The organism is Kocuria palustris (assembly GCF_016907795.1).
Lineage (GTDB): Bacteria > Actinomycetota > Actinomycetes > Actinomycetales > Micrococcaceae > Kocuria > Kocuria palustris.
Map to the genome: position 1 here is coordinate 958577 of NZ_JAFBCR010000001.1, position 13126 is coordinate 971702.

The following is a 13126-nucleotide window of genomic DNA, read 5'->3' on the forward strand; positions in this document are numbered from 1 at the left end:
GTCCTTTCCTGTGCCCGCATATGTCCTGTGGGGCAGTCGAGGGCGGTAATGGGGGCTGGCCCCAGGCTAGCAGTCGCGACTGAGGCCCCGCTGGGCCGTCACCTGTGGGCGAACGGTCCGGCGGGGCCTCATGGGCTCAGGGGCTTCAGTCCTCGCCCTCGAGCTGGCCGAAGAGGTCCTCCAGGAGGAGCACGCTGTCCTCGGCCGATGCCTCGAGCCGCGCCCGCTCCCGGCCGTGCAGGATGCCCACGCCGTAGCGATCGCCGCCCTTGCGCACGAGCGCGCGAGCGGCGGAGGCGTACCAGAGATCCATCACGCGGCAGTCCATGAGCTCCCCGCAGGTCTCGAGGTAGCCCTCCGCGCTCGGGAGGACCGCGACCTGGGACTTGCGGGCTCGCAGCGCGGTGAGCTCGAAGACCTCGGACCCGAAGCTGAGCAGACGCAGCGCGCGGCGCACGGCATGGACGTGGACCAGCACGTCCTCGAGCTCCACTGTCTCGGCGGGCGTGGGCCCCAGCTGCCTGACGGTCTCCAGCCAGCGCTCGGTCATGCGCGAGCCGAGCTTCTTGGGCGTCCGCTCAGCAGCCGACTCGCTGAGCCGCGCCCGATCGAGCATCCCGCCCAGGGCCCGCAGCGACTCCTGGTGCCCGCTGGAGAGCAGGCGCCGGCGCGCAGCCGTGGTCTGCGCCTCGCGGTTCTCCCGGGCCATGGTCACCAGCTGGGCGGCAGCCGATCGGGAGAGGGCCTCCCCCGCGTCCTGGGCACGCAGCGGGAGCAGCTGCTCCACGACCTCGGCATCGCGCAGCGCGGAGAGCTCCTGGCTCATCTCGCGCACGATCCGGCCTGCCTCGGCCGCTTCCTGGGGATTCGCCAGATCCGGGCCGAGCCCGATGAGCAGGGCCTCGCAGGTGCGCGCCGCGCGGCGCAGGCCGTGCACGGCCGGCTCCGCCCCGATCCGCACCAGGAAGTCCTTCCACTGGATCTGTCGGACGGCTCCGAGCAGCGCGGTCCGCACGATCTGCTCGGTGCTCGGCTCGGACTCCGGCTCCGCCCCGGCCCGCTTCGCCTTCTTGCCGCCGCCCTTCTTGTCCTTCTTGCCCTTCTTCCCGCCGTCCTTCTTGTCCTTCTTCCCCTTCTTGCCCTTCGAGGAGGCCTTCTCGGCGCGGTCCTCGGAGGAATCCTCCGGCTGGGTGCCCGGCAGCTGCTCGCCGTCGGGGCCGATCACCGTGACGGCCTCGGCGTCGTCCTCGGCGCCCAGGGTGCGCGCGATCTTGGCTGCGGAGGCGGACGGACGCAGCCCGGCCGCCAGCAGCACCGTCTCGATCTCGTCGAAGACGGCCTGGGGATCTGCCTGGGTCCCGTTGACCAGCTCGACCTCGTACTCCTGCCACACCCGGGTGATGCCCGTGGCGGATTCCGTGCCGCGGACGTCGTCCAGGCAGATCTCGGCCACGCGGCCGTGCTCCGGGTCGTGCACCTGCAGCACCTGGCGCTCGTTGCGCAGCACGGCCAGAGGCTCGAGGGGCTGATCGTCCAGCAGGCCCGAGATCAGCTGGCGCATCTGCGCCGGCAGCCGGTCGGCGGTGCGCAGCAGCGGCACGTGGACCTCGTGCTTGAGGCCATCGGCGCGGAACTTCAGGTGCCACCCCTCGTCCGGACCGCCGCGACGACGGCGCAGCGCCAGCCCGAAGGCGGCCAGGCTGCCGGTGGCGGTGTCGTAGTAGGTGGCCTCGAGGGAGCGGACATCCTGCTCCGGCTCCACCTTGAGGCGCGGCATGTCATCCCACACCGGCTCGGCCCCTGCGGGCACCTCGTACTTGCGCTCGATCTCGGGCTGGGTGCTGGGGGTCATCGCCGGATCTCCTCTCGGGAGGTCGTGGAGGTGCTGTGGCTTCTGCGGGTGGGAGCGGAATGTCGTCGGCCGCCTCGCCCGATGGCGATGCGGCCGACGATGTTCTCGAAGGGTGTGCGGGTTGGCAGGCCGGCTCAGGCCCGGCGCCGCGACAGGACGTCGTCGAGGTCGATGGAGGCGCCGGGGCGCTCGGTCTGGGGCTGCGGGACCTGAGCGGCCTCGCGCAGCGGGCGTCCGGAGGTCTTGGGCGCGGCCGGAGCCTGCATGGGCTCGACGGCCGCACGGGGCGCCACAGCCACGCGGGCGTAGGTGGGCTTGGGCACCGCGACGGGCTCCCAGGTCTCGCCGCGGCCCTGCGAGGACTGCTCGGCCACCCGACGTGCTGCGGCGCGAAGCTCCTCGTGGGTGGGCACGAGCTGGCCGGCAGCCTGGGTGCGCACGCCCGCCGGACGCGCGGCGGAGCGCTGGAGGTCGGCGCGCGGCGGGACGTACGGGGCGGCCGTGGAGGAGCGGACGACGCTGCGGCCGGCGTCCTGCTCCTCGTCCTCGAAGCGCAGGTCGTCCAGGAACTCCTGATCCTCAGGAAGGTCCAGGTCCTGGCGATCCGCCTGCTCGCGGCGCTCGGCCTCCCGGGCGACGTGCTGCTCGTTGTCGAACAGCGCTCGGTCCTGCGCCTCGGCCTGCTCCGGCTGGCCCTCGACGGCAGCCTCAGCACCGAGCGCGCTGCGGGCGCTGCGCACGGAGGTGCCGGCGGCCGGCGCAGCGGCGCGCTCCTGATCCGCGACGTACACGAGGGTTGCGATGCTGCCCGTGCCCAGCAGGAGCAGGAAGACCGGCCAGGGCCAGGTCACGGCGGTGAAGGGAGTCAGAAGACCCAGCACGACGGCCAGCGCGAGGCTCCCGGCGCCCAGCAGGAACACGGAGGTGCGATCCCACCTGATCGCCAGGCCGTCGAAGACGCCGGCTGAAGGCTGGGTGTCGCTGCTCGGCATCTTCCGGGCTCCTCGGATTCTCAAGGTGATGAGGCTGTTCGGCTGGTGCCGGATCCGCTGCGGGTCGAAGACAGCGCAGAACGGCGGCACGTTCAGGTGCTCGGCCCCATGATCCCATACTCCGCCGGGAATGCGTCGCAGCGAAGCGCCGCGCGACACACCTTCAGGACTGCACGATCATCGGCCTGCCGGTGCCGGTGAAGCGCTCGACCAGGCCCCCGGCAGCGAGCTCCGGGGCCGTCAGCGCGAAGCTGCGGTGATCGCTCCAGCTCCCCGCGATGTGCAGGTAATCCCGCCGCAGCCCCTCGTCGCGGAAGCCCAGCTTCTCGACGATGCGCAGAGACGCTGCGTTCTGCGGGCGGATGTTGATCTCGACCCGGTGGAGGCGGCGATGCTGGAAGCAGTAGTCCACGGCCATCGCGACCGCCATGGGCGCGATCCCGCGTCCGGCGCACGTGGCGTCGACCCAGTAGCCGATCGAGGCGCTGCGCGCGGCTCCGCCGGTGATCGACGAGACGGCGAGCTGGCCGACCATCGGCCAGGAGCCGTCCGGGCGCCGCTCCGCGATGACCCACGGCAGGCTGCGTCCCGCTCTCGCCTCCCGGTCCTGCTCCCGCACGAAGCGCCGGAACGACGGCAGCGTCTCGGAGGGCTCTGGGTTCGTGGCCTCCCACGGGTCCAGCCACTCCCGGTTCTCCCACCGCACCGCATCCCACTCGCCGCGATCGCGCGCGACGAGGGGACGCAGCCGCAGGTCGCCCCAGGACAGCCGCACGGGCCACTGAACCCGCGGGCTCACGCCTGGTCGGCGTCCTTGCCCTCGAGGCCCTTGGCGAACTCGATCAGCCACGCGCGCAGCTCCGGGCCGAGGTCCTCGCGCTCCGAGGCGATGGTGACGTTGGCCTTGAGGTAGGACAGCTTGTCGCCGGTGTCGTAGCGGCGGCCGCGGAAGACCACGCCGTACACGCCGCCGCCCTCGCCCTCCTGGGCGGCCAGCTCGGCCAGGGCGTCGGTCAGCTGGATCTCGTCGCCGCGGCCGGGCTCGGTGTGCTCGAGCACCTCGAAGACGCCCTGGTGCAGGACGTAGCGCCCGATGACCGCGAGGTTCGACGGCGCCTCGGCGGGCTCGGGCTTCTCGACCAGGCCGTTGACGCGGACGTAGTCCTCGCCCTCGACCGCGGAGACGTCGGCGCAGCCGTAGGCGCCGATGCTCTCCTGCGGGACCTCGAGCAGGGCCACGACCGAGCCGCCGGTGCGCTGCTGGACCTCGATCATCTCGGAGAGGAGGTCCTCCTTCTCGTCGATGAGGTCGTCGCCGAGAAGCACCGCGAAGGGCTCGTCGCCCACGTGGGTCTTGGCGCGCAGGACCGCGTGGCCCAGGCCCTTGGGGTCGCCCTGGCGCAGGTAGTGCAGGTCGCCGAGCTCGGAGGCGTGCTCGACGGCCTCGAGCAGCTTGTCCTTGCCGGACTCCTTGAGCTGGGCCTCCAGCGACGGGATGCGGTCGAAGTGATCCTCGAGGGCGCGCTTGGAGCGGCCCGTGATCACGAGCAGATCGGTCAGACCGGCATCGACGGCCTCCTGCACCACGTACTGGATCGCGGGGCGATCCACCACGGGCAGCATCTCCTTGGGAGTGGCCTTCGTGGCGGGCAGGAAGCGGGTGCCCAGCCCGGCGGCGGGCAGGACGGCCTTGCGGACGGTGCGCTTGGGGTTCTCAGAGCTCATGCTCGAAGGCTAACGGAACACCCCCTGCGGGATCCTTGTGGGTCGCATCACCCCGCGAGTCGTGTTCGCGGACCGGCCTCCCGGCTGTGGGCCGTCGCGCTGTGCCCGCCGCTTTCGCAGCCCCGCTGCCACCGCCGTCTCGTCGCCCCAGGGGGCATCTCAGCGCCCAGCAGCACATCGGATTTCATCGAGGCCGGTGCCACAGTGTGGACAGAGGCGTCGGCTTCATGAACTGCCATGATGGGGCTCATGACCGGCTCCGACGCTCCTCAGACGCCAGTGCCCTCAGTCCGTGAGCGCAAGCGCGCGCTGCGTCGACGTCTGCGCGCGGACCGTGCGGGGACTTCCGTGCAGGAGCGCTCCCGGCAGGTCGTCGGCTTTGCCACCGGGCTCGAGCAGCTGCTCTCCCGGCATCCCGACGGCCCCGTGCTCGCCTTCCTGCCGCTGCCCGAGGAGCCCCCGCTCACGGAGGCGCTGCGGGAGCACATGGCCCATCGGAGCCTGCTGCTGCCTGTGACCCAGCCCGGACGGAGGATGCTGTGGACGCCGTGGCTGGACTCCACGGGCTTCGCCCCGTCCGGGCCCGGGGGCCTGCCCGAGGCGGTCGGGCCCCTCAGCGAGGCTCCGCAGGATCTCGGACTGGTCCTGGTGCCCGCCCTGGCCGTCGACGCCGAGGGCCTGCGCCTGGGCATGGGCGGCGGGTTCTACGACGCCTTCCTGCAGTCGCTCGACCCTGGGACCCCGGCGGCGGCCTGCGTCTTCGCCCGGGAGGTGCTGCCTCCTGGCGCTGTTCCCGGCGAGCCCTGGGACGCCCGGCTTCACCTCGCCCTGACCGAGACGGGGCTGGTCGATCTGCAGGGCTCGGCGGCGAGGGCCGAGAGCACAGGCGCATAGAATCGAGGCCGATCCGAAGCCGCCGTCGTCTCCTCAGCAGAGGCCGCCGCGGCCCCGCCCTCGGCACGCACCGTGCCTCGCCGTCGTCCGGAAGGTCCCTCCATGCCCGTCTACGCCTACAAGTGCAAGAGCTGCGGCCACCAGCTCGAGGTCCGCCAGTCCTTCTCGGACGCCCCGCTGAGCGAGTGCCCGCAGTGCGGCGGCGAGCTGCGCAAGCAGTTCAACTCCGTGGGCGTGGTCTTCAAGGGCTCGGGCTTCTACCGCAACGACTCCCGTGCGAGCAGCTCCTCGTCCTCTGCTTCATCCTCGGAGTCCAGCACCTCTGGCACGAGCTCCTCGAGCTCCGCCTCCTCGAGCTCGAGCTCGTCGGACTGACCCGCTGATCGCGGCTGCGCCTCCGATGTGCGGCTGCTCCGAGGCTCCACAGCCGCGCATCGGACCGCCTTCTCGGGCCGCCGCTCCCCCACCGGCACAGCAGCAGCGCCACGGGACTCGAGGCCCCGCCTAGCGTGCCGGCATGACGATCCGACGGGGCTCGGCCCCCTCCCCCGGCCGCCGTGCACGACTCGGCGGCCGCGGCACAGCGCGGAGGAGACCCCGCTCCGCTCCACGACGACCGCGCTATCCGCTGGGGATCACGCTGCGCACGGCCCTGTCCCGACGCCGACGCCTGATCGCCGCTGTGCTCCTGAGCATCGCCGCAGCCATCGCCGTGCTGCAGATCAGCCCGGCCTCCCAGCGCACTGTGCCCACGGTGGTGGCGGCCCGCTCCCTGGGCGCCGGCACGGCCCTGTCCCCCGATGACCTCCGGGTGGCCGACTACCCGGTCGATCTGGTGCCCGGCGAGTCCGCAGCAGGCGCCGAGGACACCGCGGCCCCCGACGACCAGGGCAGCTCCGTCGGGACACGGCAGCCAAGCACGGATCCCCTCAGCACCCCAACCGAGGGACTGGCCGCAGATGCGGCCGGGGAGTCCCCGGGAGCGGATCAGCAGATCGAGACATGGGTGGGGCGCACCCTGGCCAGCGCTGTCGTCGAGGGACAGCCGCTGACCGGCCCGTCGGTGCTCGGACCGGATCTGCTCTCGGGGCAGCCGCCCGGCACCACGGCCGTCACGCTGCGCGTGGCTGATTCCGCCACACTGACCCACGTGCGGCCCGGTCAGCACGTGGACCTCATCCGCTCCGATGCCGATCTCCCGGCTCCTTCACCGAGCGCCGCAGCCGATGACCGGACCGACGGCGATGCCGCCGACGCGTCCGAGGACGGGGCCGAGGGCTCCGAGCAGACCGGTGCCTCCGAGACCTCGGCGCGAGTGGCGGCGCAGCTGCCGGTGCTCTGGGTGGCCGATCCGGCTGAGCCTGCCGACGGCCTGCTGGCCTCCACGCCGGAGAGCCAGGACGACCTTCTGGTCGTGGGCGCAGATGCCGCCACGGCCGAGCGTCTGGCGGCTGCCCCGGAGGGCGAGCTCGTGCCGGTGCTCGTGGCCGCGCCCGCGGATGCTGAGGCGCTCAGCCCCAGTGCGGAGGCCGCTGGGCGCTGAGCCAGTCGTCGCGCTGGGCGTCGTCCGGGACCTCGTCCAGGGTCTCGGGGGTCGGCTCGTGCGCTCGATCCGAGGCTGCAGGGCGCTGCTCAGCGCCGCCGGATCCGGCATCCGGCCCGGGTGCCGGGCTGCCGCCGACCGCTCGGCGCGTGCCGCGCGGCGGGCGCCGCCGAGGCTCCTGCGGGCTCACGATCGGCCCGTCGTCCCGGCCCCGTCCACGCCGGTGGTGCCGGTATCAGCCGGCAGCCCCAGGTAGCGGCAGATCAGGCCGGCCACGGCGTCGGGCTGGGTGAAGACCTCGATGGTCCACAGCGTGAGGTGGTTCCAGCCGCTGCGCTCGAGCTGCTGCGGGCGCAGCCGCGAGCGCTCGCGCACCGACATGCGGGCCACCTGCTCGGTGCCGTCGGAGACCACGGCCACCGGGATGCGCACCGGGTCGCCGCTGGAGCGCTGTCCCACCACGGCTCCGGCCGACAGCGACTCGGCGGTCTCGGACCAGGCGATCAGGTCGATCGCGTCCTCGTGGTGGTGGCGCACCGCCGCGCCGCGCTGCACCAGACGGCGCGAGAGGTCCTGCACCAGGGCGTCCTCGTGGACGGCGGCGTCGGCCAGCTCCATGGGATCGTGCACCAGGATCGGCTGCGTGGCCGGCTCGGCCGCGGGCTCGTCGCCCTGCTCGGCCCGGGCGGGCTCCTGAGCCCCCACCAGCGAGAGGTGCGGGCGCTTGGGACGGTCCTGCGCCTCGGGCCGCTCAGCGGCCTCGACGGGCTCCGGCGACTCGTGGGCGGCCTCGGCCTCAGGGGCCTCGGCCCCGGCATCCCCTGCCTCCGAAGTCCCGGCGGCGTCCTGGAGAACTTCCTGCCGCTCGTCCTTCTGTGCCAGCAGCGGCTCATCGGCGGCGCCGATGCGGATGTGCCCGGCCTCCTCGATGCGCAGCAGCAGGCGATGCAGATCGCGAGCGCCGTTGTGCAGAGAGCTGGGCTCCAGCTCCTCGGGACGGATGGACGAGACCACGATCGTGTTCAGCCGCGAGCGCGTCATCCCCAGGACGAAGCCCCGGCGGCCGTCGCGGTCCGAGAGCTGCCCCAGGTAGGGCAGCACGCGATCGTGATCGGTGCGCCCGAAGCCCACGCTGAAGATCACGGTGTCGCGCTGCAGCCCCACGGCCCGGTGCAGATCCACCACGCGGAAGGACTCGGGCCCGGGCCGGAAGAACTCCGCGAGCTCGGGGCGCTGCCCCAGCACGGCGCTCACGCCCTGGGCGACGCGTGCGGCATGGCGGGCGCTCGGGGTCACGACGGCCAGCGAGCGCTCCGGGTGCAGGCGCGCGTGGCGGATCACGAGCTGGACCACGCGGCGCACCTCGGCGTTCGGGGACTGCACGCCCTCGTGCCCGGCGGCCAGCTCGCCGTAGCCGTCGGCGACGTACTCGACCTCCAGGCGGGAATCGCCCTCGGTGAGCGCGGCGCCGGAGGGCAGGCGAGTGAGCTGCCCCCCGTAGAAGTCCGCGTTGAGCTGATCGAACAGGTGAGCGTCCATGTCCCGGTACAGCACGCGCAGCTGACGGCGATCGACGACTCGCGAGAGCGCGTCGAACGCGGAGTCCACCTCGGTCACCGGCCCGGAGGACTCCCCTGTCATGGGCGCCACGGTGAAAGGCTGCGGGCGGCCCAGGGCGGGATCGCCGAAGACGACGACCTGGCGAGCACGGGTCACGGCGGGCAGCACGGCCGCCAGCGGCGTCGACTCCCCGTCCAGGACCACGACGGCGTCGATCTCGAGGTCATCGGGAAGCGCAGCCGAGAGCACGAGCGGGCTCGCGGTCCACACGGGGGCCAGCGCACGGGTGAGGTCGCCGCAGGCCTTGAGCAGCTGTGGCAGCGGGGCGCTGCCCTGGCGCAGCATGTCGCGCAGCTCCCCGGCGGCCTCCGGCTGCTCCCGCAGCAGACGGCGCCAGCGCTGGGCCTGGGCCCAGATCAGGCGCTGCGGACCGGAGGAGATGTGCGCGGAGTCGGCGCGGCGGAAGTCCTGCTCGGCGCGGCGCAGGCTCGAGCCGTCCGTCATGGGCAGCAGGCCGTCATCGGCGGCCATGGCCTCCAGCGAGGACTGCCACCAGGCCAGATCGAACTCCTCGGCCACCCGGTGCCCGGGCACGCGCCGAGAGGTCAGGTCCTCGACGAACTCGCCGAGGCCGCGATCGCGCAGGCCCTCGAGCAGCAGCGTCCGCTCGGGGATGGTCTCCAGATTGGCCTCATCGTCGATCAGCTGGGTGAGCACCTCGCGCAGCTCGGCGACGTCGAGCTCCATCAGGCCCCCGCCCGTGCGGGAGCCCTCCAGGGCGATCATCAGGCCCTCGAGGTCCTCGATGAAGCGCTGCTGGATCTCGGCGACGTCGTCGACCGCGTCCGAGATCTCGGGCTTCTCGATCGTGGTGGACCAGGAGCGCCAGCGGTCGCGCTCCGACTGGACCTTGACCAGGGAGGCGTGCAGGTCCGAGAGGTGGACGCCCGGTCGGATGTACTCCTTGGCCGCCTTGCGCAGCCGCGAGCGCTGCAGCCCGGACATCTCGATCGCGTGATCGCGCCGCCAGGACGAGGCCGCCGTGGCCGCGATCAGGTCCGTCACCGGACGGTCGAAGATGTCCGGGGTGAAGGAGCGCAGGGAGGACTCGACCTCCTGCAGCAAGCGCAGCTGCTGGCCCCATTCGGGGATCGTGGCCCCGGCGCGCATCCCCGAGACCGACATCACCGTGCGCATCCCGGTCTCCAGGGTGGTCAGCTCGAGCAGCAGCGACTGGGCCAGGTGACGGGCCTGCCGGGTCTCCTCGTCATTGACCAGGCGCGCGCCCTCCCACGGCCCGTCGAGGGTCGCGGCGTCGAAGGCTCCGAGCTCCGCGGCCCTCTCGAGCTGGCGGGTGATCTCGGCGCGGTGGGCGGCGGCGTCCAGCACCCCGCGCGAGAACCGGACCCGGGTGGTGGGCCCGTCCGGGCGGGAGGTGAGCTCGGCCAGGGCCTGCATGGCCTGATACGCGGAGGCCTCCACGCGCGGGCGCTGGCGGTGCAGGGCCTCCATGTGCCCGGCCAGCAGGTCGCGCACGGAGCGCAGCCGGTTGTGCAGGGCGCGCAGGTCCGGCTCCTGGGCGCGCTCGGCGCGCGTGATCGACTCGACGAGCTGGCCGGCGACCTCCTCGCCCGTCAGGTGCGAGCCCAGCTGCAGCACCGACGACGACAGCCCGAGCATCTCGAAGCCTCGGTGGAAATCGGCCAGGGCGGCCCGGCGCTCCCCCAGCACGAGCACGGAGCGGCCCTGGGCCACGAGCGCGCCGACGGTGTTCACGGCGGTCGCGATCTGCCCGGTGCCGGGGGCTGCGGTGACCACGAAAGAGTCGCCTTGCGTGGCGAGGTCGACGACCTCCTGCTGGGAGCTGTCGGCGTCGAGCAGCAGCAGCTCGGAGTCCGGATCGCGCTGATCCAGCGGCACGGAGCGGTTCTGCAGCGGCTGCGGCTGCGGGATCTTGCCGACGGCCGTGGACTTCAGGCGGGCCAGGTCGCGGATCACGTCGGTGCGCGCGGGCACGTGCTCATCGGCGGGACGGTCGTGCAGGTCCGCGAAGGTGGAGACCAGGAGGCGGTGCTCCACGTGCATGCCCGGGACCTCGGAGGCGACCATGCGCAGGGACTCGAGCACCGGTGCCGGATCCAGTCGGCGCGTGCCGTAGGCCAGGCGGGAGATCTCGCCGGTGGTCAGGTCCACCCCGTGATCGGCCAGCAGGCGCCGGACCATGGCCGGGTTGAGCTGAGCGGGGCCCACGATCTGCAGATCGAAGTCATCGCCGTCCGAGCGCGGGCGGATGGTCACGGGGGCGAGCAGGACCGGGGCGATGAACCGCCGCTGCGTCGAGTACCGGTCGCCGTGGCCGCGCTCCCCCGCCTCGTGCGGGCCCTGGGCGTCCTCCGCACGGGGACGCGGCTCCGCCTGCAGCCAGGAGGCGGTGCCGGCCGCCAGGTAGGCGGCATCGAGCCCGTGCTGGGCGGAGAGCTCGTGGATCTTGGTGCGCAGGATCCGCGCCGCGCGCGACGCCCGCTGCAGCCCCGCCTGCTCGCGCATGATCGTGGACAAGCGGGTGGGGCGGCCCATCATCAGCTGCGCCTGCCCGGAGGAGTTGGCCTCCGTCAGGTCGATGCAGACGTTGTCGACCTGGTTGAAGTCCAGCAGCGTGTCCGGGCCGGTGTAGGCGTCCATCTGCCGCGTCCAGGCCTGCAGCGAGACGGTCTCCTGGCCGCTGCGGTGGGAGGACGCGGAGCCGTGCGGAACGGGGGCTCCGGACTCGGACGAGGGGGACATGCTTCTCCTAATAGGTGAGCGCCGCGGCCTGGGCGGGCCGCGGCGTCGGGGACTGCTCAGTCGGCGCGGGAGACGCCGCCTGCGGGAGGCGGCAGGGCCGTTGCGGCCCCGCCGCTCACTCCCACTCGATGGTTCCCGGCGGCTTGGACGTCACGTCCAGGACCACGCGGTTGATCTCCTGAACCTCGTTCGTGATCCGGTTGGAGATCCGCGCCAGCAGGTCCTCCGGGAGGCGGGACCAGTCGGCGGTCATGGCATCCTCGCTGGACACGGGGCGCAGCACGATCGGGTGGCCGTAGGTGCGGCCATCGCCCTGCACGCCCACCGAGCGGACGTCTGCCAGCAGGACGACCGGCATCTGCCAGACCTCCTGATCCAGCCCGGATTCGGTGAGCTCCTCGCGGGCGATCGCATCCGCGCGGCGCAGGATCTCCAGGCGCTCGCTGGTCACCTCGCCGATGATGCGGATGCCCAGCCCCGGACCGGGGAACGGCTGCCGTCCCACTATCGACTCGGGCAGGCCCAGCTGGCGGCCGACCTCGCGGACCTCGTCCTTGAACAGCTCGCGCAGAGGCTCGACGAGCTCGAACTCGAGGTCCTCGGGCAGCCCGCCGACGTTGTGGTGGGACTTGATCGTGGCCGCGCCCTCGCCGCCGCCGGATTCGACGACGTCAGGGTAGAGGGTCCCCTGGACCAGGTGGGTGACCTTGGCGCCCTCATCCGCAGCGGCCACGAGCACCGCCTCCTCGGCGGCCTCGAATGCGCGGATGAACTCGCGGCCGATGATCTTGCGCTTGGTCTCGGGGTCGCTGACTCCCGCCAGGGCATCGAGGAAGCGCTCGGACTCCCGCGCCACGTGCAGGTTGACGCCGGTCGAGGCCACGTACTCCGTCTCGACCTGCTCGACCTCGTCCTGGCGCATGAGCCCGTGGTCCACGAGCACGCAGGTCAGGCGGTCCCCGATCGCGCGCTGGACGAGCGCTGCGGCCACCGCCGAGTCCACGCCGCCGGAGAGCCCGCAGATCGCGCGGCCGTCGCCGACCTGCTCGCGGATGCGCTCGACCTGGGCGTCGATGATGTTCTCGGTGGACCACGTGGGCTTCAGCCCGGCGATCCCGAAGAGGAAGCGCTCGATCGTGGCCTGGCCGTGCTCGGTGTGGCGGACCTCCGGATGCCATTGCACACCGGCCAGGCGCCGCTGCTCGTCCACGAACGCGGCGACGGGGGCGCCGCCGGACGACGCCAGCACGCGAAAGCCCTGGGGGGCCTCGGTCACGGAGTCCCCGTGGCTCATCCAGACCTTCTGCAGGCGCGGGGAGCCGGTGAGGATCGAATCCGGTCCCGGCACGTCCTGGCCCTCGGGCGCGGTGTCCGCGACGCCCAGCGAGGCGTCGACGATCGTGGCGCCGTACTCGCGCGCGCCCGTCTTGGCCACCGTCCCGCCCAGGGCGTTGGCCATCACCTGGAAGCCGTAGCAGATGCCGAAGATCGGGATGCCGGCCTCGAAGAGCTCGGCATCGCGCACCGGGGCGCCCTCGGCCCACACCGACGACGGCCCGCCGGAGAGGATCAGCGCAGACGGCTTGCGCTGCAGGATCTCCTGCGTGGACAGCGTGTGCGGGATGATCTCCGAGTAGACGTCCGCCTCGCGGACGCGGCGGGCGATGAGCTGGGCGTACTGGGCTCCGTAGTCGACGACCAGGACCGGGCCCTGGGACCCGTGGGCTGCATCGGCGGTCTCGGATGCGGACGTGGTGCTGGGCTGAGATGTCACGG

Annotated in this window: 10 protein-coding genes; 3 read left to right on the top strand and 7 right to left on the bottom strand. The window is 72.7% G+C overall.

Annotation, left to right across the window (positions count from 1 at the left end; all coding sequences use genetic code 11):
- Positions 1 to 145: 145 nt before the first annotated feature.
- From JOE55_RS04145 to galU, 4 genes are all read right to left on the bottom strand, one after another.
- A complete protein-coding gene (locus tag JOE55_RS04145; RefSeq protein WP_204782117.1) occupies positions 146 to 1852 on the bottom strand; it encodes a CYTH and CHAD domain-containing protein in 1707 nt (568 codons plus the stop codon).
- Between the two features lie 134 nt (positions 1853 to 1986).
- Entirely contained in the window at positions 1987 to 2844 is an 858-nt protein-coding gene (locus JOE55_RS04150) for a hypothetical protein (protein ID WP_204782118.1), read from the bottom strand.
- Between the two features lie 163 nt (positions 2845 to 3007).
- A complete protein-coding gene (locus JOE55_RS04155; RefSeq protein ID WP_024289974.1) occupies positions 3008 to 3643 on the bottom strand; it encodes a GNAT family N-acetyltransferase in 636 nt (211 codons plus the stop codon).
- The gene (gene galU, locus JOE55_RS04160) at positions 3640 to 4569 is read right to left on the bottom strand and encodes a UTP--glucose-1-phosphate uridylyltransferase GalU (protein WP_024289973.1); all 930 of its coding nucleotides are present in this window, start codon (positions 4567 to 4569) and stop codon (positions 3640 to 3642) included. Before galU ends, JOE55_RS04155 begins: the two co-directional genes overlap by 4 nt.
- Positions 4570 to 4818: 249 nt before the next feature.
- Here galU and JOE55_RS04165 point away from each other — a divergent pair, with 249 nt between their 5' ends.
- The 3 genes from JOE55_RS04165 (at position 4819) to JOE55_RS04175 (ending at position 7006) form a co-directional block, all read left to right on the top strand.
- Positions 4819 to 5463 (top strand): 5-formyltetrahydrofolate cyclo-ligase, encoded by a 645-nt coding sequence (locus JOE55_RS04165; protein WP_197017351.1) that lies wholly within the window; start codon positions 4819 to 4821, stop codon positions 5461 to 5463.
- Between the two features lie 102 nt (positions 5464 to 5565).
- A complete protein-coding gene (locus tag JOE55_RS04170) occupies positions 5566 to 5838 on the top strand; it encodes an FmdB family zinc ribbon protein (protein ID WP_006213433.1) in 273 nt (90 codons plus the stop codon).
- 142 nt (positions 5839 to 5980) lie between these two features.
- Positions 5981 to 7006 (top strand): SAF domain-containing protein, encoded by a 1026-nt coding sequence (locus tag JOE55_RS04175; RefSeq protein WP_204782119.1) that lies wholly within the window; start codon positions 5981 to 5983, stop codon positions 7004 to 7006.
- On the opposite strand, the gene JOE55_RS04180 is transcribed toward JOE55_RS04175, so the two are convergent.
- The 3 genes from JOE55_RS04180 to guaA form a co-directional block, all read right to left on the bottom strand.
- Positions 6975 to 7196 carry a hypothetical protein gene (locus tag JOE55_RS04180; protein ID WP_155930976.1) on the bottom strand — a complete coding sequence of 74 codons (222 nt, stop codon included), beginning with the start codon at positions 7194 to 7196 and terminating at the stop codon, positions 6975 to 6977. The two genes, JOE55_RS04175 and JOE55_RS04180, sit on opposite strands and share 32 nt — an antisense overlap.
- Entirely contained in the window at positions 7193 to 11350 is a 4158-nt protein-coding gene (locus JOE55_RS04185) for a hypothetical protein (RefSeq protein ID WP_204782120.1), read from the bottom strand. Before JOE55_RS04185 ends, JOE55_RS04180 begins: the two co-directional genes overlap by 4 nt.
- A gap of 115 nt (positions 11351 to 11465) precedes the next feature.
- A complete protein-coding gene (guaA, locus tag JOE55_RS04190) occupies positions 11466 to 13052 on the bottom strand; it encodes a glutamine-hydrolyzing GMP synthase (protein WP_204783198.1) in 1587 nt (528 codons plus the stop codon).
- Positions 13053 to 13126: the final 74 nt, after the last annotated feature.